The 20,599-nt window shown below is 43.3% G+C and carries 19 protein-coding genes; 9 read left to right on the forward strand and 10 right to left on the reverse strand.

Annotation, left to right across the window (positions count from 1 at the left end; genetic code table 11):
• Position 1: 1 nt before the first annotated feature.
• The 3 genes from MJ612_RS10205 (at position 2) to MJ612_RS10215 (ending at position 2,018) form a co-directional block, all read left to right on the forward strand.
• On the forward strand, positions 2–1,141 hold the full coding sequence (locus MJ612_RS10205) for an NAD(P)/FAD-dependent oxidoreductase (RefSeq protein ID WP_187033374.1): 1,140 nt from the start codon (positions 2–4) through the stop codon (positions 1,139–1,141).
• 74 nt (positions 1,142–1,215) lie between these two features.
• Positions 1,216–1,800 carry a DUF2975 domain-containing protein gene (locus MJ612_RS10210; protein ID WP_187033375.1) on the forward strand — a complete coding sequence of 195 codons (585 nt, stop codon included), beginning with the start codon at positions 1,216–1,218 and terminating at the stop codon, positions 1,798–1,800.
• Positions 1,800–2,018: a helix-turn-helix domain-containing protein gene (locus MJ612_RS10215; protein WP_187033376.1), complete on the forward strand. Its 219-nt coding sequence runs from the start codon at positions 1,800–1,802 to the stop codon at positions 2,016–2,018. The genes MJ612_RS10210 and MJ612_RS10215 overlap by 1 nt, the downstream gene beginning before the upstream one ends.
• Positions 2,019–2,080: 62 nt before the next feature.
• On the opposite strand, the gene MJ612_RS10220 is transcribed toward MJ612_RS10215, so the two are convergent.
• The 6 genes from MJ612_RS10220 to MJ612_RS10245 all read right to left on the reverse strand — a co-directional run bounded on the left by MJ612_RS10220 (position 2,081) and on the right by MJ612_RS10245 (position 7,542).
• Complete coding sequence (locus MJ612_RS10220) at positions 2,081–2,290, reverse strand: hypothetical protein (protein WP_187033377.1); 210 nt, start codon at positions 2,288–2,290, stop codon at positions 2,081–2,083.
• A gap of 192 nt (positions 2,291–2,482) precedes the next feature.
• A complete protein-coding gene (locus tag MJ612_RS10225) occupies positions 2,483–3,178 on the reverse strand; it encodes an OmpA family protein (RefSeq protein ID WP_187033378.1) in 696 nt (231 codons plus the stop codon).
• Between the two features lie 258 nt (positions 3,179–3,436).
• Positions 3,437–3,949 (reverse strand): hypothetical protein, encoded by a 513-nt coding sequence (locus MJ612_RS10230; RefSeq protein ID WP_187033379.1) that lies wholly within the window; start codon positions 3,947–3,949, stop codon positions 3,437–3,439.
• 12 nt (positions 3,950–3,961) lie between these two features.
• Positions 3,962–5,635 (reverse strand): dipeptidyl-peptidase 3 family protein, encoded by a 1,674-nt coding sequence (locus MJ612_RS10235; RefSeq protein ID WP_411267897.1) that lies wholly within the window; start codon positions 5,633–5,635, stop codon positions 3,962–3,964.
• A gap of 189 nt (positions 5,636–5,824) precedes the next feature.
• A complete protein-coding gene (locus tag MJ612_RS10240; RefSeq protein ID WP_187033380.1) occupies positions 5,825–6,775 on the reverse strand; it encodes a hypothetical protein in 951 nt (316 codons plus the stop codon).
• A gap of 152 nt (positions 6,776–6,927) precedes the next feature.
• On the reverse strand, positions 6,928–7,542 hold the full coding sequence (locus tag MJ612_RS10245) for a deoxynucleoside kinase (protein ID WP_187033381.1): 615 nt from the start codon (positions 7,540–7,542) through the stop codon (positions 6,928–6,930).
• A gap of 180 nt (positions 7,543–7,722) precedes the next feature.
• Here MJ612_RS10245 and MJ612_RS10250 point away from each other — a divergent pair, with 180 nt between their 5' ends.
• A complete protein-coding gene (locus MJ612_RS10250; RefSeq protein WP_187033382.1) occupies positions 7,723–7,896 on the forward strand; it encodes a hypothetical protein in 174 nt (57 codons plus the stop codon).
• Between the two features lie 59 nt (positions 7,897–7,955).
• Here the strand turns inward: MJ612_RS10250 and MJ612_RS10255 are convergent, their stop codons facing one another.
• Entirely contained in the window at positions 7,956–8,588 is a 633-nt protein-coding gene (locus tag MJ612_RS10255) for a hypothetical protein (protein ID WP_187033383.1), read from the reverse strand.
• A gap of 235 nt (positions 8,589–8,823) precedes the next feature.
• Between MJ612_RS10255 and MJ612_RS10260 the strand changes: the two genes are divergently transcribed.
• The 4 genes from MJ612_RS10260 (at position 8,824) to MJ612_RS10275 (ending at position 13,168) form a co-directional block, all read left to right on the forward strand.
• Positions 8,824–11,262 carry a GAF domain-containing protein gene (locus MJ612_RS10260; RefSeq protein WP_187033384.1) on the forward strand — a complete coding sequence of 813 codons (2,439 nt, stop codon included), beginning with the start codon at positions 8,824–8,826 and terminating at the stop codon, positions 11,260–11,262.
• 275 nt (positions 11,263–11,537) lie between these two features.
• On the forward strand, positions 11,538–12,341 hold the full coding sequence (locus MJ612_RS10265) for a hypothetical protein (RefSeq protein WP_187033385.1): 804 nt from the start codon (positions 11,538–11,540) through the stop codon (positions 12,339–12,341).
• A 137-nt stretch (positions 12,342–12,478) separates the two neighbouring features.
• Positions 12,479–12,703 carry a CDGSH iron-sulfur domain-containing protein gene (locus tag MJ612_RS10270; protein ID WP_187033386.1) on the forward strand — a complete coding sequence of 75 codons (225 nt, stop codon included), beginning with the start codon at positions 12,479–12,481 and terminating at the stop codon, positions 12,701–12,703.
• A gap of 27 nt (positions 12,704–12,730) precedes the next feature.
• Positions 12,731–13,168: a putative signal transducing protein gene (locus MJ612_RS10275; RefSeq protein WP_187033387.1), complete on the forward strand. Its 438-nt coding sequence runs from the start codon at positions 12,731–12,733 to the stop codon at positions 13,166–13,168.
• Between the two features lie 51 nt (positions 13,169–13,219).
• Here the strand turns inward: MJ612_RS10275 and MJ612_RS10280 are convergent, their stop codons facing one another.
• The 3 genes from MJ612_RS10280 to MJ612_RS10290 all read right to left on the reverse strand — a co-directional run bounded on the left by MJ612_RS10280 (position 13,220) and on the right by MJ612_RS10290 (position 18,027).
• Positions 13,220–14,569 (reverse strand): RagB/SusD family nutrient uptake outer membrane protein, encoded by a 1,350-nt coding sequence (locus MJ612_RS10280; protein ID WP_187033388.1) that lies wholly within the window; start codon positions 14,567–14,569, stop codon positions 13,220–13,222.
• Positions 14,570–14,586: 17 nt separating this feature from the next.
• Positions 14,587–17,544 carry a SusC/RagA family TonB-linked outer membrane protein gene (locus MJ612_RS10285; RefSeq protein ID WP_187033389.1) on the reverse strand — a complete coding sequence of 986 codons (2,958 nt, stop codon included), beginning with the start codon at positions 17,542–17,544 and terminating at the stop codon, positions 14,587–14,589.
• Between the two features lie 225 nt (positions 17,545–17,769).
• A complete protein-coding gene (locus MJ612_RS10290; RefSeq protein ID WP_187033390.1) occupies positions 17,770–18,027 on the reverse strand; it encodes an acyl-CoA-binding protein in 258 nt (85 codons plus the stop codon).
• A 154-nt stretch (positions 18,028–18,181) separates the two neighbouring features.
• Between MJ612_RS10290 and MJ612_RS10295 the strand changes: the two genes are divergently transcribed.
• The gene (locus MJ612_RS10295) at positions 18,182–20,380 is read left to right on the forward strand and encodes a S9 family peptidase (protein WP_187033391.1); all 2,199 of its coding nucleotides are present in this window, start codon (positions 18,182–18,184) and stop codon (positions 20,378–20,380) included.
• Positions 20,381–20,599: the final 219 nt, after the last annotated feature.

The raw sequence follows: 20,599 nt of genomic DNA on the forward strand, positions 1-20,599 counted from the left end.
CATGCAGTTCAGTTTCTGGGAACAGAATACGTATTTCAGTAACATTGATGTACTGATAGTGGGTAGTGGTATAGTTGGCCTGAATGCTGCTTTGCACCTGAAAACAACACAGCCAACTCTTAAGGTTATAGTTGTTGAAAGAGGTTTGTTGCCCACAGGTGCCAGCTCCAAAAATGCCGGGTTTGCCTGTTTCGGCAGTCCTACCGAGCTTTTAGATGACCTTACCCACCACAGCGAAAATGAAGTATTCGGGCTTGTAGAGCGCCGCTGGAAAGGTTTGCAACGCCTGCGCCGGAACCTGGGAGATGTAACTATAGACTATAACCGTTGGGGCGGCTACGAATTATTTGACCAAAGCCAGCGTGAACTATACGAGCAAAGTATAAGTCAGCTGCCCTACCTTAACAAGCACCTGCAAACTATAGTTGGAGAGTCTGATATTTACCGCATAGCCGACGAGAAGATCAACACCTTTGGGTTCAGAGGCATCAGCCACCTGATAGAAAGTACAGCCGAAGGCCAGATCGATACTGGCAAAATGATTCTGGCGCTAACGCAGAAAGTACAGGCTTTAGGTGTGATCATACTTAATAACCTGGAAATTCAGCAGCTGCACGACGAAGGCACAGGTATAACTGCCACAACAGATAAAGGCATTCTGTTAAAAGCCCGTGCTGCATTGGTAGCTACTAATGGTTTTGCAAGGCAATTACTGCCGCAACTACAGGTGGTTCCGGCGCGTGCGCAGGTGCTCATCACCAAACCTATTCCTGGCTTAAAACTGAAAGGTACCTTTCATTACGACAAAGGGTATTACTACTTCCGTAACATCGGGCAGCGGGTACTTTTCGGCGGTGGCCGCAACCTTGATTTTAAGGCCGAGGAGACCACTGAGATGGCGCTGACTGACTTGGTACAACACAGGCTGGAGGAACTGCTGCAACAAGTTATACTTCCAGATACGGCTTTTGAAGTGGAGCAACGCTGGAGCGGTATTATGGGAATGGGCCCGGCTAAAACAACTATCGTGCAGCCTGTTTCTGAGAGAGTAAGTTGTGCCGTACGTATGGGCGGCATGGGTGTGGCTATTGGCTCGTTGGTTGGTGAAGAAGGTGCTCAGCTTATACTTCAACAACTATAGTTTTATCGAAATTCAATAAATATTTATTGTTTTTATAGTTGTAGTTGTTATTTTTAATAAAAAATAACAACACAATGGAAAAGAACCGCCTGCTTACCCTCGCTTTAGTTATAAGCAATATTGCAAAAGTTTTTTTTGTACTCCTGATTGCGGCAATGTCCGGGGTGCTGGTGCACTGGCATATATCCCCCGAAACCTACAAAAATGTGCTTCTAACCATAGATAGTTCGAACGAGGTTAGGTATATATTTAAAAACAATGATACCATTACCGGACCGGAAGATAGCATCTCAATAGCAGACACTGGAGCAGCACTCTCTCAGATAAGCAACATCTCTTTTTACTTTCATTTTCTCCAGACAGTGGGGCATTTTATCATCTTAATACTGATCGTGAACCAGGTCACCAGGATTATCCGGTCTGTAAAGGCACTTGAAACTTTCAGAGGTGATAACAGCCAGGCCTTCCGGAAAATCGGTATCTATTGCGTGGCACTAGCTTTACTTGGCTGCATTAAATGGTTTGAAGTGAGTAACCATACGCGCATGAGTTTCTCTGTAGGAGCGATACCGCTTGCCTTTGCGCTGGGCGCTTTTATACTTGCCGAGATTTTTAAAGAAGGAAATAAACTGTACGAAGCCGAGCAACTAACTATATAATGCCCATAGTTGTAAACCTAGACGTAATGATGGCCCGCAGGAAGATGTCGTTGTCTGAACTTTCGGAGCGGGTGGACCTAACGCTGGCAAACCTTTCTATACTTAAAACAGGCAAAGCCAGAGCCATTCGCTTTTCTACGCTCGAGGCTATTTGCATTGTGCTAAACTGCCAACCAGGTGATATCCTGGAATTTCAGCCAGAGCCTGAAAAACTATAGGTATAAAAAAAGGTAAGTTACTTAAAGCGACTTACCTTTTTAGTTGATACATATTGTGTGTGTTAAACTGTAATCCATCTGTTAGTTGTGTTTTGTTTCTGGTGCATGAGTTTCTGAGAAATCTCTTTCTCCGCTTTGTAGAATTGCTGGTACTCTTCCTCACTTAGCTCCTCTCTCAGGGCGATGTGAAACTTGGCAAGTTCAGGATACAGCCTGTTCCTTTCAGAGCGTTCTTCCGGGCTGTCGGTGTTAAAGTCATAAAAGCTCTTCATTTTCTAAATTAGAGTTTAAATAATTGATTTATAAGTAATTGAAAGCATTCATACTTTAATGTTCAAGAATTTGTTTTCTATATATTACTTAAATTGTTACCAATTGCAATCCTTCCTTTTTATAGTTATAAAAAAGAGCCGGCCCTACCATTTTGGTAGAGCCGGCTCTGAAAGTTTATACTTTAACTGATGTTAGATCTGGCCTTTTTCGGCAGCTCTTTTCAGTTTCTCGTTCGCAAAGATGGCAACTTCTACACGGCGGTTCTTCTGCATGCCATTAGCTGATGCGTTGCTGGCCACCGGCATAGATTCACCAAAGCCCTGTGTTGTAATGCGGCTTGAGGTTACCCCGTTAGCTGTAATCTGCTGGTAAACAGAATTTGCTCTGCGCTCCGATAAGTTCTGGTTATAAGCAGCCGTTCCACGGGCATCGGTATGTCCTTCCACCATCACGTTTGTGTCTTTATACTTATTCAGCGTTTTAGCTAGGTCAGCAATATTAGCTTGTGATGCGTAGCTCAACTGGTCTGAGTTGGTATCGAACAGGAGTCCGGAATCAAACGTAATTTTGATACCTTCGCCTACGCGCTCTACTTTAGCATTTGCCAGTTCGCGCTGCAGCTCTTCAGCCTGTTTGTCCATATAGCGTCCGATCAGGGCGCCAGCTGCGCCACCTACGGCAGCACCAATTATAGCACCTTTAGCGGTCTTGTCTTTTTTCTTACCGATGAAGCCACCGGCAACACCACCTACCACTGCGCCAATTACACCACCTTTTACAGTGCGGCTAATGGGCTTTTTAGTAGTTGTTTGTGCACTGGCAGCTATAGAACCTAATAGGAAAACTGCCACTAACAAATAAGCGATAAACGTTTTAGCATTTTTCATAACATTTTCATTTTTGAGAATAATCCAGCCGCATCCAGTCCAATTTTTATACTTCCGTAGCGGCCGACATCTGCCTTATTTCAACTGCTGTGCCAGTTTTTAAAAAACTTATATCATCTATTTTATATCTAACTGACGTTCAGCCACTAAATTTAATCCAATAGGTTAAATTACTTTTTCAGAACCACCCAAGAACAAAGGGCCAAAAAGAAAAGGCCCGACTTTTATATCGGGCCTTTCTTTATTATAGTATAAATTTTAATCAAACATCCGGACAATTAAAGGCATCAAGAGAACAACAAGTATAGTTATCTTACTTTCAGCTATTACCTTTAGGTATAAGCCTGTACTTATTAGCATTTCAGCTGTTAATTCATCCAGATCATCGGCAACTATAACAGTTCCTTTTCCGAGACTTAAAGCAGGCTGCTCAAATTTAACTAAGGCTCTACCTGTCTTATCCTTTATCGCAACATCCCTTGAAAGGGATTTTGTCTCGTAGTTATAGTTATCTCCGTTGCTGAGTTGTATCTGTGTATTACCAAACAAAGACGTATGGGCAACTGCTACTTTCTCGCCGTTAAACAGAACTTCCGTATCCTGATCGAACCAGCCTTTTGATATAAATATGAGTTTACCTTTTGCCGATGCATAAGCAGCATCATAACTAAACCAGTTTCCAAAGGTAAGGTTGCCCATAGGCAGGCCGTCCGCATGTGTTTCATACGCACGGCTGCCCCAACTTTTCTGTTTCCAGTTCAGGATATTCATCAGCTATAGTTTTTATTTCAGGCCAAGTACATCCACGCCCTGCTCAAATACCACATCAACCGGTATATTAGCCTTGCTCAGGCGGTCAAGATCGGCTTGCAGGTTAGCATCTACCAGGCCTTGCTCATCTAATAATTTACCAACGCCAGCATAATCGCCGTTGCCCTGCAGCGTCAGTATCTTCTCTGATAGTTTATTCATGGCGTCGCGCATCTTCGCATAATTCACTCTGTATTTGCCTGTTGCTTCGTCGCGCTCAAAAGCGCCGTTTTCTTTAAAGAAGTTAAAGCGTACCATGTTTGCCTTACCGTGTGCGCTGGATGCACCAAAACGAACCGAGCGGAAAATACCTGCCAGGAAAGTAGTATAATAATCTTCCAGGCTACCTTCTACTTCACCCTTCTCGTGTAACTGCGTGATCATGTATAAGCCAAGTATATCCGCTTTTCCTTCTTCCAGGGCAGAGGCATGTTCTTTTAAGGCTTCACGTACTGTTCCTTTACCGTTAACAGTGTTCTTTATACCTAAGCCGTGAGCCACTTCATGGAACATAATGTTGGCAAAAAAGGCGTCGAAGGTTATATGTTTCTGCTGATCATCTGCAATCAGTTCATCGGCAATCGGTACCAGAATCTTATCGAACTTGGCACGCATAGCGTTCTTTAACTGCAGGCGACGTGTACCGCGTTTCAGCTGCACTTCTTCATCGTTTGGCAGGTTAATAGCAATAGTTTTGCTACCGGCGTTGCTGTCGCCGCCATAAAACACCACATCGTAAGCATTCAGGTCGGAGTCGGTACCCGGGGTTTCTTTTTTATAGTTGGCTGCTACTGGTAAGGCACGCTGCAGCTCCGGTAAAAAGGCCGCATACTTAGCTAATCGCTTGCTCCACTCCTGGTCTTTTATCAACACATAGGCCTCGTGTGCAGCTTTATAGCCAAACAGGGCATCTTCGTAAGTCTCAATCGGACCGATCACCACATCAATAGTGTTGTTCTTCATGTCCATCCAGGCAAGGTCGCTTGGCTGGTAGTTATCCGTTAACAAAGCATCGGCACGGAGAGTCAGGTATTTTTTAAGTCCGGCATCATCAGCCAGCGCAGCTGCCTGTTTCAACAGATCCGATGCACGTTTCACATCATCCTTGAACTGCACATGGTAAGGCACTGTAATCAGTTTACCGCTGGCATCACGACGCACAAAAGTATAAAGACTCTTTTTATCCTTCAGGTTAGCTTTCTCAAACTCCTCCTTAGTCATGTCGGCAGGGTAAAAGTTTGAACCAGCCGGTTTAGGTCCTACACCAGGTATAAATGGCGCATTATTATTGAGCCTGTCCCAGGGGCCATAGTTTATTTTCACGAATTGTTTGGCCGCCTCATTATCTAGGGCGGCCAGTAACGAGTCGCTTTTGCCGTAGGCTTCGTACCAGAACAGCTTATCCATAATTTTACCGGCCTCTATCAGCAACGGAATCATCTGGCGCTCTTTCGCGGTTAGTTTGCTCATATCGGCAGTAAGCTTAAAGCTGGTATACATATCCAGTTTCTGCTGCAGGCTGTCGCTTGGTTGCGTAGTGGCGGTAGTTTCGGTGGTGGTTGTATTATCTTCGCTAGTTTTGCTGGTGCAGCCAACAGTGGCAACAGCTAAAGCTGAGGCAAACAATAAATTATATGGTTTCATCATAGTTTATTTGGTTCAAGTCTGAAGGTAACAAAATTTAAGTCTTTCTGAAAATCAGCTAAGTTGTATGTAAAAGCTTCTAACTGAATGTACCTCTTAAAAAGCAGTATTTTATAGTTAGCTATACTTCTAAAAAAGAGGAGGTGAAACAACGCTGCTTCACCTCCTCTTTCCAGAATATTAAATTAACTATTACTCTGTTTCTTCACAAACTATAGAATCACCGATTGCACCTGCTGCCGCTTTTGCAGCTGCATTACCTGTTGGCAGGTTATCAATAGCATATGTAGTGAGTTTATTTAAACTGCTTAAGTAAGTCTCAATAGTTGCCAGTTCTGCAGCGTAAGCCTCTTCAGATATCCAGCCAAGTTCTCTGTTTAGCAGTACTGTTACACCCTGAGCAAATGCAGCTTTAGAGTCAGCGATGCCACCTTTGTTATCAACACCGCCTTCTTTTTTATCGCTGGTGATAAGTGTAACCGCTTCGGCCGCAGTGTAAGTATGGCCGCCAATCATTATTTCACTTACCGGCCAGTGCTCTGATTTGTGGAAGAAACCCTGTCCTTCTCCGCACAGGTCCAGTTCACAACCAGGTCCGTCTACTGTTACCGGGTAGCAGTTGTTACTGATTCTGGCCCGGATGTTGGCGGTTTTAACGCTTACAGCCTCGCTTAGAGTAACTCGGAAAGTATAAACGGAACCATTCGTTATCTTTTCAGCAAAATCCGATAGCCGAAGGTAACCGGTTACACCTGACATGTCACAGGCACTTCCGTTCCCTTCTTTAAACGATGGTGTTAAAACCTGCATACTTGTTCCGGCAACAGACGCATAAGTAACATTCGCAGCTGTTAACGGAATGGCAGCGTCGTTACAATCTGTTAAGGCAAGCATCAGTGAGCCAATGTTAGATATATTACCATCTCCGGTTTTCTGAACAGTAAACATCCAGGTTTTACCGTCCGTGGTGCTCAGATCTGAGATAGTGAGCGGGTTAATGATTTCTGTAACTGCAGCTTTTGCTGCATCAGTAGATGAACTACTAAGGCCAGAAGGGCTTACTTCTTCTGAATCCTTAGAACAAGAGGACATAAGCAACGTGGCGCCTAGGCCAATGCTTAGAAGGGCTATCTTTTTTATCATTTTTTATATAATATATATAACTATATTACGCAATATATATTTATATGGTTATATATAATAATCTAAAAATGATAAATTTCATTAAAAAGTAAAGCCGCTGCTCTCTATTGTCAGAAAGTAGCGGCTTTGAAGGTTTATGTATTATCTTATACTTAAAACAGACCAAACAGCTCTGCCTGAATCTTTTCTATGATAGCTCCCAAGTCTTCCGGGTTAGCTACAAAGTCCATGTTGTTTACGTCAATCACCAACAGTTTGCCCTGTTTATAGTTTGCCATCCACTCGTTATAATGGTCGTTCAGGTTACGCAGGTAGTTAATGCTGATGCTGCTCTCGTAGTCACGGTTACGCTTTTCTATCTGCCCGATCAGTTTTGGCAGATCAGCTTTCAGGTAGATCATCAGATCCGGGGCCTTTACCATACTGATCATAGACTGAAACAGCGAAAAGTAATTTTCGTAGTCACGGGTGCTCATCAGACCTGACTGGTGGAGGTTTTTAGCAAAGATGTGAGCATCTTCGTAAATAGTGCGGTCCTGTATTACGCTGCGATCTGTCTTTTGTATTTCCTGCACCTGCCCAAAACGGCTGTTCAGAAAAAACACCTGCAAATGAAAAGCCCAACGCTCCATATCCTCATAAAAATCCTTCAGGTAAGGGTTATTCTCAACTGCCTCCAGGTACAAATCCCATTTAAAATGCTGAGATAGTTTAGTGGCCAGGGTAGTTTTGCCGGCGCCAATGTTACCGACGATCGCAATGTGCATATAAAACTAAAATTTGGTAAAAGCTGAAGACAAAATTAAGTCATTTTGCTTAGATCACAGTTGCACAATATAGCTGATTTATTGTATAATAAACACAATATTTTTGAGCATAAAAAACCTGTAGCATTAACCGCTTTCAGCCATAGAGCGTACATAATATTTTACCAATTACTTAATGCTATGACAAAGGGACACAACCAAAGCCATCACAAACAGAGTGGGCAAACACCTACCAATGCACACACGGATGAGAACAGACATTTAAAGAACAAGCAGAAAGACAAAAGTCCGGAGCAGGGACGAAGCAGTAAGCAGGACCAATCAGGTGGCACAAAAGGACAAAACGCTATCTAAAACAAAATCCCCGTTAGCATTTAAGGCTAGCGGGGATTTTGTTTTACAAGAGGTTTAGGTTAGCGGTTGTCCCGCATTTCGTTATACTTCTCCTGGGCTTCCCTGCTTTTCTTTAACGTAGCAAACTCTACCTGTAGTGCCGCTATTTTTATTTTATCGCTGTTATTTAGCTTATCCAGTACTTCAGCTTTACGGGTATTGAGCTCTCCAAAAACAAACTCTGCATATTCCCAATCACGCAGGTTCCATCGGCGGCGATTTGCCCGGGTATAATCAGTTAACTGTATGTAAGCATCGCGCAGGGCAGCAGGTTTTATACTTGCAATGCGGTTTGTTCCTGTCATCAGGTTTTCCCAGCGTTCCAATTCAGGGCCATTCAGGTCTACCTCTTCCCTTATTTCATTACGCTCTTCCCATTCGTTATACTTGCCTTTTAACTGGCTATACTCTTCTTTCGACTCCTCTGATAGCTTCTCACTGTTTTTATCCAATCCCGAAGTAAGTGCTTTAAATTCCTGCTTTATAACCGGCCATTCGGCACGTGTCACACTATCTGCCTGTGCCGACTTTTTACGCATCCACGTACGCAGATCTGTCAGGTCCTGCTCCAACTGCGATTTGGTTTGTGCCTGCGTGCCAAGTATAGTTCCTGTAAATACAACTGCCAGTAGGTATTTTTTGATAGTTCTCATTTTTACAAAGTATAGACTGTTTTTATAACAGCAGATCATCTGTAAATATTATGCCAATTATATATTTCGCGAGAAAAAATAGCATAACAACTTCTAGAAACACCCAACGCCTGCATAACAGTAATTGTACTATCCTTTACTAAAAGATTACGTTTAATGAACTAAAACTATAAGTAACTATGCCTGTTTACATTTAAAATACTGCTACCAAGCCCTTATAAACCATATAACCTCTATGAGCAACTCAAGAAGCAGTTTCCATGAAACCGTTGTTTCTATTACCAACAAAGATGAGATTATTCTGAGTGCGGATAAGTTTCCATTCAAGACTTCACTCAGTTTTTCTCCACTCATTGCTTATTGGGAGAAGAAAGTTATTACAGATACAAGCTGTAATATATCGCGTGTGCAGGAACTGACAGCATTATTAAGACAAGCACCTGCCCTGCTGCAACCTGTTGACGACGCTGCTCTTATTGAGCAGCACATTAAAACCATAGATATCTTAATGGAAGATATTTTTCCGAGTGCTCTCTGGGAAAGCGATTTGCGTGCAACAGCGCTTCCATTCCATTTTGATAGCTTTTATGCTACTCCACGTCTGGAAGAACTCCAACTGCTTAATGGCGGCAACTATACCGAAAAGCTTAATTTAGATCCTAAAACGCTTCTTTTCAGACTTACGCTTTCTGCCTATACTATCATTTTAGAGAAATTTTATAAAGCGAATTTCCAGGTAGATCAGCCTCTGATCTTTACTATAAAAGATAAATTCACGCAGTTAGAGCGCCATTATAAATTGAGCACAGACCTTAAGTTTATGGATGTAAGACTGAAAGGTGAACTAAAGAAACTGAAGCCTCAGGAAATAAATTTCCTGATAAACCGGTACAACAACCTGGACCTCTGGATGCAGAAACTGCCGCCTGAAAACTTCGAATTTACAGGGTTTGCTATCTATGATTTTACAGATGTAACCATGGAAGAAACCATTTCTGCCCTGCGTTACGACCTGCTGGAACAAAGCTCTATTAATTCTGCCGAGAGTTTCCGCACTTTACAACAAAAGCTGCGGGTACTGTTTGGCTTGCCAGGTATAAAGTTAGGGCTGGCCTCCTGCCCTGCCATGCAGGAATTTAATACCACGTATGCCCGCAAAATCTGGCACGGCCTTGTGCTGACACAGGATTGCGACCTGCAAATGGAAGACCTGCGCGGCACTATTTATGAACCGGTTATAAAGTATGGGCATACCATTATAGTAGAAGACCTGAAGCTGTCTTCAACTCCATCTAAAATCGAAAAACTTTTACTGGATAAAGGCATCCGTAACCTTATAATTGCGCCGCTGCAGTACGAAGGCAGAATAATCGGTTTATTGGAAGTAGCATCACACATCCCCGGCGAGTTAAATGCCTTATCCATGATACGTCTGAAAGATGTATTGCCACTTTTTGCCTTAGGCATGCACCGTGGGCTGGAAGAACTGCGCAACAGTATTCAGAACATCATCAAAGAAAAGTATACAGCCATACATCCTATAGTAGAGTGGCGGTTTACCCAGGCTGCCATCAACTTCCTGGAGAAGATGGAGCTCAACTCAACTGCAGAAATAGAGCCGATCGTGTTCAGGGACATCTACCCGCTTTATGGCGTATCGGATGTGCGAAGCTCAGCTACAGAGCGTAACAAGGCAATACAAGGCGATTTATTGGAACAACTGGTACTGGCCAAAGAGGTTATACTTGCTGCTAAAGATAACCTGCCGCTCACTATTCTGGATGAGCTGATCTTTAAAATTGATAAGTTCTCACAAAATATAGTTTCTGAGCTTGGATCAGATGACGAAGCCCAGGTGCTGGACTTTCTGAGGACGGAAGTAGAGAGCTTATTTAATTATTTCCTGAAGAACAACCCGGTGACTGAACCAGCTATTATAAGGTATAAAGAAGCCATTGCTAACCCGTATAATGTGGTGTATAACAAGCGCCGTGCCTACGAAGAAAGTCTTTACATGATCAACGAGACTATTTCAACATTTCTGGATCGGGAAGAAGAAAAGGCACAGACTATATTTCCACACTATTTTGAGAAGTATAAAACCGACGGGCTGGAGTATAATATCTACATTGGCGCCTCGTTGTTAAATGGTGGCAATTTTGAGCGTATTTACTTAAAGAATATGCGCCTGTGGCAGCTGATGCTTACCTGCGAAATTGCCCGTCGTATTCAGAATCTGCGTGCCGCTTTAAAGCTACCACTCGAGATCGCACAGCTTATACTTGTGCATAGCGACCCTATCTCTATCAGATTCAGGCTGGATGAGAGAAAGTTTGATGTTGAAGGAGCCAGCAACATCCGGTACGAGATCATTAAAAAACGATTGGATAAAGCTACAGTGCGTGATACGGATGAGCGATTGACACAACCTGGTAAAATAGCCATTGTTTATACCCAGCAAAAAGAGGCTGCTGAATATTTACGCTACATTGAGTTTCTGCAGTCGGAGGGATACATTGAAGAGGAAGTTGAAATGCTGGAAGTGGAAGAAATGCAGGGTGTGCAGGGGCTTCGTGCTATACGGGTAAAAGTAAGCTTTAAAGAGCAGCTCCGCCACGACATCGATTCCGGTGATGAGCTGTTAACTATAGCCCAAAGTGCAAGTCTTAATTAAATTAACCCAAAGCCAATAAATAGGTAAAGTTATATATTGATAGGATTTTTAAAATTCTTTGTAACAAAATTGAATTTACTATATTTATACACAACACACACAAAATCAGTAAATTAAAAATTTATATACCTATCCCAAACTCCTCATTACAAAATATTTTTTGTGATTTTTTCATGCGAAGTGCAATTATTATCTTTTTATCTCCGTTCTTTGTGAGACCGCCAGCTTAGGTAACTGGTGATTTTTTAGTTTTCACGTTTTCAACTTTTAGCCAAATGAAATTGAAAAACAGAATTTTGCCTGCCATGCTATTTTTCGGCGTGGTGGCATTCTCATCTTGCGATGACAAAGAAAAAGATGCACTTCAGCCAACTTTTGAACAAGGTGCAATTTCCCACGTTATGGCAGACTCATCTGAGGTTACATCTTATACCTATGCAGGTAAAGAGCTTTCCCAGATAAACTACTACGACCAGGAAACTGGTGAACTGGAGTCTTTCGAAAAGTTTGTTCGCGACTCTAAGGGTAACATAATCAAGAAAACCACACACTCTGGCGCAAACCACGCACTTCTTTCCGACGAAGATTTTCGTTACAACGAAAAAGGCCAGTTGACACAAACTACTACTTCTTACTACAATGGTAGCAACCTGGAGTACAGCGCTGTTACTACTTTTGATTACAACTCAAAGAAGGAGTTAAAGAAGAAGACAGTTTATGAAGGCAAAGATGTAAAATCTGCCAAATTAAAGTCTTATACTACGTATGAGGTACTTCCTAACGGCAACTTTGGCCAAGAGAAACAATATGTAGTAGACAGCAAAAACAAAGGTAAATTGTTCTCAACTACAACTTACTCTTACGACACCAACCAGAACCCGTTCCACCTGCATGGTGAGCCAGGTGCTACATCAAGCCCTAACAACATAACTGCGGCTTCTACACTGGTGCATGCCAGCAAAGCTACTTACCGTTATACTTATGCTTACAAGTATGATGAGCGCGGTTATCCAACCAGCCAGACAACTACACTGCCTTCTGGCGAAACTGAAACGTTTACTTACATGTACAGCAACTAAGTATAAAATTAAATCAGTTTAAAAAACAGCGGCTACAAGGTGTTTCTTGTAGCCGCTGTTGTTTTATACCTGCCCTGTATGAAGTATAAAACAAGTATAATTGTCTATATTTGTTTTATACCTATACCTGAACACACATGTCGAACACAAAAATAACAGTAAACAGCAACGGCTCTTTAAGAATAGAGGGCGACTTTGAAATAGTTGATAAAGAAGGAAACGTATACGGATTAGGTGGACGCACTCTGGTATCTATTTGCCGCTGTGGGTTATCTAAAAATAAACCTTTCTGCGACGGCTCCCACAAAGGACATTTTGAACATGATGCACAGGCGTTTGACCTGCCTGAGAAAAAGCAGTAACAGGATTAAAGTATTATACTTTGTAGCATGCCGGAACGCTTAGTAACCATTGCCGCTTTTAACGAACCTACCGAGGCCCATATCATGAAAGGGCGCCTGGAAGCGGAAGGTATACTTTGCTTTCTGAGTGATGAGCATATAGTGGGTGCTCAGCCATTTTACTCTGTGGCTGTTGGTGGTGTAAAGCTAAAAGTTACGGAACAAGACGAAGAAGAAGCACGCGCAGTAATGGCCCGCATACAAGGTGGCGACAGTGAGTTTTTATTAGATGATAACATAGAACTGGCTCCACCCATGCAGGAACATGTGGTAGCTACAACGTGCCCCCAGTGTGGCTCTGATCATATTGCAGAAGAAAAGTATAATAAAACCGTATTCTCGCTGAGTTACCTGCTATTTGGTTTTCCGTTGCCCTTCCTGAGCCACAAGTACAGGTGCTACAATTGCGGCCATACCTGGAAATAAAATAAAAAGGAGCCTTACGGGGCTCCTTTTATGTTAATATCTATACTTCTGCTAGAAGGCTTCCTCAATGAACGGCTTCGGAAAAGTAGTCCATACATCATCACCAGGACGGTCGATCGGTAATTCATTTAAGCGATTGTAACGACGCATGTCTACCCAACGGTGCCCTTCAAAGTACAACGAGAAGCGGCGTTGCTCCAGCATCTCATCAATCAGAGCTTCTTCTGTAAGGGCACCTACATAAGGCGTTAAGCCATGGCCCTGACGTATAATATTGATCGCTCTTACAGCTTCCGGGAAATTGCCTGTTTGTATATTAGCTTCGGCATAAATCAAAATCAGCTCTTCGTTACGTATAACCGGGATTGGGGCAGTTCTTGTTGTATATACAAACACATCATATTCTCCACCCACATCACTTTGCTCAGCAGCTTCCTCCCTTTTAGATACTTTAGAACGCCTATCGTCGTTTGGAGAAATATCTTCTATAAAGCTCGGATGTGCTATTCGTATCTCTCCTGACTCATTTTGTGCAATATAAAGTGGGTTTAAAATGTCGCCAGATGCGGAACTGAAGATATGATACACGCCTCTGTCAAAATCATTATTTAGTGTTAAAAATGAATCTTCAAGCAACTCCAGAGCTTCGTCAAACTCTTCCCGGTAAACAGCTACCCGTGCAGCAAGGGCACGGTTAAACTGTAAAAATCCGGCTGGTGTTTCAAAATCATCATCAACTTCAGGGTCTCCAAATCCTAATGACAAAGTAAACGGAAATAATTCTCCGGCACTTGCAATATGTTCAGCTCCTTCATCTAACAATAGCGCTATAGAATCAAGTGCAGCTTCTCTTTCTACAAAAGGCCCCAGGTTATCAGGATCTCCTACATCTAACCTTATACCAGGCTCATACATCATGGTCAGGTTCATGAGCAACTGGTGTGCTTTTATAGTTTTAGCAAACCCCATATATCCTTGTCGTTCTTCTTCCGAAATCAAAGTAGTGTTGTTTGCAGATGCAATCAGCACATTGGCATTTTTCACCACTCTGTAGCGACCTGCCCATGGGTTGGTGGTATAAAAAGTGTTCGCGTCCAGAATGGCATTTTCTCCACCAAGAAGATCTGACAGGAAACGGGGGTCTGAATTAGACAAACGATAATGCTCACGCCCGATAACACCTACGTTCTCATAATAAGTACCCAGAAAGTTACGCATACCAGCTTCCGTACCTACTACTATGTTGTTCAAATCATCAACAGTGGCATTTACGAGTACCGATTCTGTTGTTGGGTTATTCGGGTCAGGGATGTCGTCTATCTCACAGGCAGGCAGAAACAGCACCATTACCAGGAGCGCCATCACCGGCTTATACTTTATAATGTTTATATATCTTTTCATAACGATCATATGTAAGGTTAGAAGCCAATTGTGAAATGCAGGTTATATCTTTTTGATGACGGGTAAGGTGTAACATCTACACCTGTTGAAAGGCCGTTGCCACCAAAGTTAGATACCTCCGGATCATAGCCATCATAGTCTGTGATAGTAAACAGGTTAGTGGCCGATACACCGATACGTGCCTGACGAACAATACCACTGAAGTTACCCTCCAGAAAAGAGGATGGTACTGAATAATAAAGTCCGATCTCACGCAGGCGCAGATAAGATGCATCCTGCACAAATGGCTCAGCACTTGAACCTAAAGCTCCGATACGTTCTTCTGCATTAGTTATACCATCACCATCATCGTCGTCGTCGTAATCAAAGGAGGTACCGCCAAGGTCTGTCAGGAGCTGGGTAAGGTTAATGTTATCGCCACCTTCTTTCCAGTGCAACAGGAACGAGAAGGTCAGGTTCTGCTTTATAGTAAAGAAGTTGTGGAAGTTCATCTGAAAATCCGGAGCAGCATCACCAAGTACTACTACCTCTCCATCTTTTATACCTTTTATCTGGGTGGCAGAGGCACCTTCTTCAATAAAAAATGTGCCTAATGAGTTACCGAAGGCACCTAACGGGAAGGCAGGTACATTCAATTCTGTAATCTCTGAGTTATTATCCCAGAAACTGGTCTTTGCATCCCATTTAAAACCAGGCAGATCGAAAGGTGTAACATTAAGTGCCAATTCTACACCACGGTTGCGCAGTTCGCCTGCGTTTACAACACGAGTCGAAAAACCTGACGAACTTGGAACGTTCTGCACCAGGATCAGATCCGAAACTGTTTTTGAGTAATAAGTAGCTTCCAACACTACTTTGTCACCTATCAAACCTACGTCTACACCGGTCTCAAATTCTTTCTGCCGCTCTTGTTTAATATCTGCATTTCCGCGTTGTATTGGAACTATAATACCAGGGCTACCTCCAATATTGAATGGTGAGAACGAAGTATACTTAGCACCGAACGGCGGGAAACCACCTGCCTCACCATAAGCCGCCCGCAGTTTCAGCATACTTAGTTTTTCATATTCCCAGAAGTCGAAGTTTGCTAAGTTTAGTGCCACCGAGAATTTAGGGAACCCAACAAATTCATTTACATCTGCATTATTGGATGACTTATCGAGGCGTAAACCAGCGGTTGCAATGATACGGTCTCTGTAATTTACTTCTTCCTGAAAGAACAAGCCTTTGTTACGAACCGGAAGTTGTGTCTGGTCTACTGCTACAGAACTTGACTGGTCCAGATTTGTCTGGGAACCTATAAGCTGAGTGGCTATAGTTAGTACCTGGTCCTGGTTAAAGTTTTCGCGGGTAGCACCAATTGTTGTGGTAAAATTCAGGTTATTCTCGTTCAAAGACAGGTTATTTACCAGGAAGGCAGCATAATTGGTATTAAGGTTATAGTTGTTACCTTGTATAGATGTACCCTGGTTACCGTTCCGTTCGAACTGAAGAATTCTAGGGAAAATAGCTATAGTTTTAAGGTTATAGAAATCCAGACCTGCTCTGATAACCAGTTTTGTGTTACTTGTAGCAGTAGTATAAAGGTTTGTATTTAAAGTAACGCCACCCAGAAACCGGTCTGTATTTTCGTCATTGGTCATCAGGTCTCGTGTTTGTATGAAATTTGAAGCCGCCAATGGGTTATTCGGATACAGGCCATTCTCATCTTTGAACAAATCAACAAAGCTTGGGGTACTAGACAACGCAACTCCAAAAGAAACACCTTCGTTATCGTTGTTGGTTAAACCACGCGATGCAGTAGAGTTGATGTAGTTAGTGCTTAAACTAAAGTCAAATCTTTTAGAAATCTCATGATCCAGGTTAAAGCGTAGTGCCTTTTTTTCATAGCCAGTACGTTCTATAATACCTTCTTCATCCTGTATCAGGCCGCCTACATAAAACTGAGTTCTTTCATTCCCGCCTCTTACATTCAGGCGTGTATTATAAAGCATTCCGGTATTTCCATACAGCTCTTCTTCATAATCTATCAGGCGTCCGGCATCGCGAGCCTGCACAAACAAAGGAACAAAATTAGCACCATAGGTAGAGTCAACGCGAGCCTCGGTAAAAGTCCGCATACCTAATAAATTAGCCGCTTCGGTAAAACCTATATCCTGTGAGATATCGACCAGCGTTTTACCTACGGTACCACGTTTTGTGTTTATAATTACAACACCTGCAGCAGCCAGAGAACCATAAATGGCAGCCGCTGAGGCCCCTTTCAATACTTCTATACTTTCAATATCATCTGGGTTAATATCTGCAATGCGGTTAGAAGGGTTATCTTGGTTAGAGGCATTTCCCTGGTTAGCGGCTGCAGTTACCACGTTTAATCCGGCTGAGATACTGGAGTTATCTACTATGATACCATCGATAACATATAGCGGCTGCGCATTACCAAATATGGATGTAATACCGCGTAACTTCATGGCTATACCACCACCTGGCGCACCAGAGTTGGAAACCACATTGGCACCAACCAGTTTGCCACTAATCGCCGCGTCCATGGTCTGAGGTGTAGTAGTACCGGTTATTTCGCGGCTGTTTATAGTTGATACAGCATTCGCAGCATTTGTCCGTTTCACAGTTGTTGCCAAACCTGTTACAATTACTTCGTTCAGGCTGGTAGTTTTCTGCTGTAGTTGCACATCTAGTTTTGTAACTGCAGGTGTTACGTTTACGGTACGGGATACATAACCAAGAAAAGAGAAGGTGAGTCTTCCGTTATCTGCTGGCAGTGTAATAGTATAGTTACCGTTTACATCGGTGCTGGTACCGGTTGTAGTACCAACTACCACTACACCTACACCCGGCAGGGCCGTGCCAGAGCCAGCATCTGTTACTTTACCGCTAACGGTGGTCTGCCCATACATAGCAAACGGCACCAGCCAGAGCAGTAACGCTAATAGCTTAAGTGGGTAATTTTTCTTCATAGTAGTTCAGATTATGGTGAATATTTAGCAAAGGAGAGGCAGCATAACTAATGCTATATAGTTATCCCTTGAACTTATACGCGCCCAACACAATAAAGTGAACTATTTCAATAAATATTTGACGTTTAATCGGATTGAATTACGATTTGGTTTAGCAAAAATTACTAAAAACAAAAGCCGCAACCAGTAAGGCTGCGGCTCAATAAAGAACTAAAGAACAAATGCTTATTTTGATGCCAGTTCGTTTACAAGCTGTACATATTCGGCTATTGCTTCATCCTGGCTCTTGCCCTGCAGTTTTTTCCAGGCGTCCCACTTCGCTATGTTCTTAAAGTCGAAACCACCAGGGCGTTCTGTATTTACATCTCCTTCCGAGCCTTGCTTGTATAATGCGTATAGTTGCAGCAACACGTCGTTAGACGGACGCTCGGTTAACGTTTTAGAGCGCTCTACTGCGCTTTCAAATTCCTGTTGTGTAGCCATAGTTTGATTTGATAGTTTGATAGTACCCAAATTAACTAAAAGTATTATGCTTGCATAACAATCACTGATTTTATTTTTTTCATGATTCTGCGTACATTTAGTTGCCGCCACACAGGCTGCAGCTCATCTCAACATTAACTGAAACCATTATACTATGAAGAACCTGAAACCTGCAGCCGCCTGTATTGGTACGCTGCTTTCGGCGTCGCTGGTAGTTGGTACCGGTTGCTCACCAAGCAATACCAGTACTGGCACCGCTGCAACAACAACTACCACCACGGAGCAGGCCACTACTGCCGCAGCCGTACCACAGCCGCCTGTTGCCAGAAAAGTACCTAAAGAGCTTACCACCCACGGCCACACGCGTACCGATAACTACTATTGGCTGAACGAGCGCGAAAACCCAGATGTGATCGCTTACCTGAATGCGGAGAACGAGTACACCAAACAGATGATGGCAGACACAGAAGATCTGCAGGAAAAGCTGTTCAAGGAAATTGTAGGCCGTATCAAGCAGACAGACGAATCGGTGCCATACAAAAAGAATGGTTACTATTACTACACCCGCTTTGAGGCTGGCAAAGAGTACCCGATCTACGCCCGCAAAAAAGGCAGTATGCAGGCCGCCGAAGAAGTAATGCTGAATGCCAACGAACGTGCAGAAGGCCTGGGTTATTACTCGGCATCAGGCATGAATGTAAGCCCTAACAACAGATTGGTTGCCTTTGGGGAAGATACCGTAAGTCGCCGCCAGTACACCATCCGCTTTAAAGACCTGCAGACAGGCAAGATATTAGCAGACCGAATACCTAACACTACCGGTGGAGCTGTATGGGCCAACGATAACAAAACCGTGTTCTATACCATGAAAGATCCGGCCCTGCGTTCGTTTAAGATCTTCCGCCATACTTTAGGTACGCCATCCTCTCAGGATAAGGAAGTGTTTCATGAAGGAGATGAGACTTTCAGCACGTTTGTATATAAAACCAAGTCAGACAAGTACATCATTATCGGTTCCAGCAGCACGGTTTCACAGGAGTACCGCTATGTAGATGCCTCTAACCCTACCGCTAATTTTAAAGTGATACAGCCGCGCGAGCGTGGCCTGGAGTATGATGTGGACCACTTCGGCGACAGCTTCTACATCCGGACAAACAAGGATGGTGCGACTAACTTTAAGCTGATGAAAACCCCGGTTGGCAAAACTACAAAAACAAACTGGAAAGAAGTGATACCGCACCGTGCCGATACATTTCTGGAAGCTACGGAGATCTTTAAAGATTACCTGGTACTGCAGGAGCGTAAGAACGGCCTAACCCAACTGCGCATTAAAAAGTGGAACGACCCTAAAACCGACTACTATGTTGACTTTGGGGAAGAAGCTTATACAGCCAGCATCGGCATCAATCCTGACTTCGACAGCAAAGTGTTACGCTACAACTATAGCTCGCTTACCACACCAGTATCTACTTACGACTATAACATGGAGACGAAGCAGAAAACCCTGCTGAAGGAACAGGAAGTTGTAGGCGATTTTAACAAGAACAACTACGAATCAAAACGCATATATGCCACTGCAAAAGACGGCACTAAAATTCCGATCTCGCTGGTTTACCGCAAAGGCCTGCAGCTGAATGGCAACAACCCTACGCTGCTATACGCTTATGGTTCTTACGGCATCAGCATGAACCCTGGTTTTAACTCCGGTCGCCTTAGCCTGTTAGACAGAGGTTTTGTGTACGCTATTGCTCACATTCGTGGTGGCCAGGAAATGGGCCGCCAGTGGTACGAAGAGGGTAAAATGATGAAGAAAAAGAACACCTTCACAGACTTTATAGATGCTTCTGAATTCCTGATACAGCAGAAGTATACTAACCCGGATAAACTATTTGCACAGGGCGGTAGCGCCGGCGGCTTGTTGATGGGTGCTATAGTAAACATGCGTCCTGATCTATATAAAGGTGTACACGCAGCCGTACCGTTCGTGGATGTTGTAACGACTATGTTGGATACCAGTATTCCGTTAACGACCGGTGAGTTTGATGAATGGGGTAACCCGGCTGAAAAACCAGCTTACGACTACATGCTGTCTTACTCGCCTTATGATAACGTGGAGAAAAAAGAATACCCGAACATGCTGGTAACCACCGGCCTCCACGACTCGCAGGTACAGTACTTTGAGCCAGCCAAGTGGGTAGCTAAACTCCGCGAAATGAAGACTGATAACAATATGCTGTTGCTGCAGACCAACATGGAGGCAGGCCACGGGGGTGCATCAGGTCGTTTCCGTCCGTACCGCGAAACAGCCTTGCAATATGCCTTCTTCCTGAAACTGGCAGGTATAAAAGAGTAATGCTCAGTGATTAAGGAGATTCTTCTGATTAGAATGATCTCTCCTGGGGTAAAAATCTCGCTGCTATAGCTTTAGCAGCGAGATTTTTTGTTTACAACCTGTCATCCTGAGCTTTAGCCGAGGAATCTTATATGTCCTATAGTTAAAGCCTGTTGCACCTCGAATCAAGCTTTTCTTCCATAGCCACTTCCAATCTTGGGAGCTTTACTTACCTATCGT

The organism is Pontibacter deserti (assembly GCF_023630255.1).
GTDB classification, from domain to species: domain Bacteria; phylum Bacteroidota; class Bacteroidia; order Cytophagales; family Hymenobacteraceae; genus Pontibacter; species Pontibacter deserti.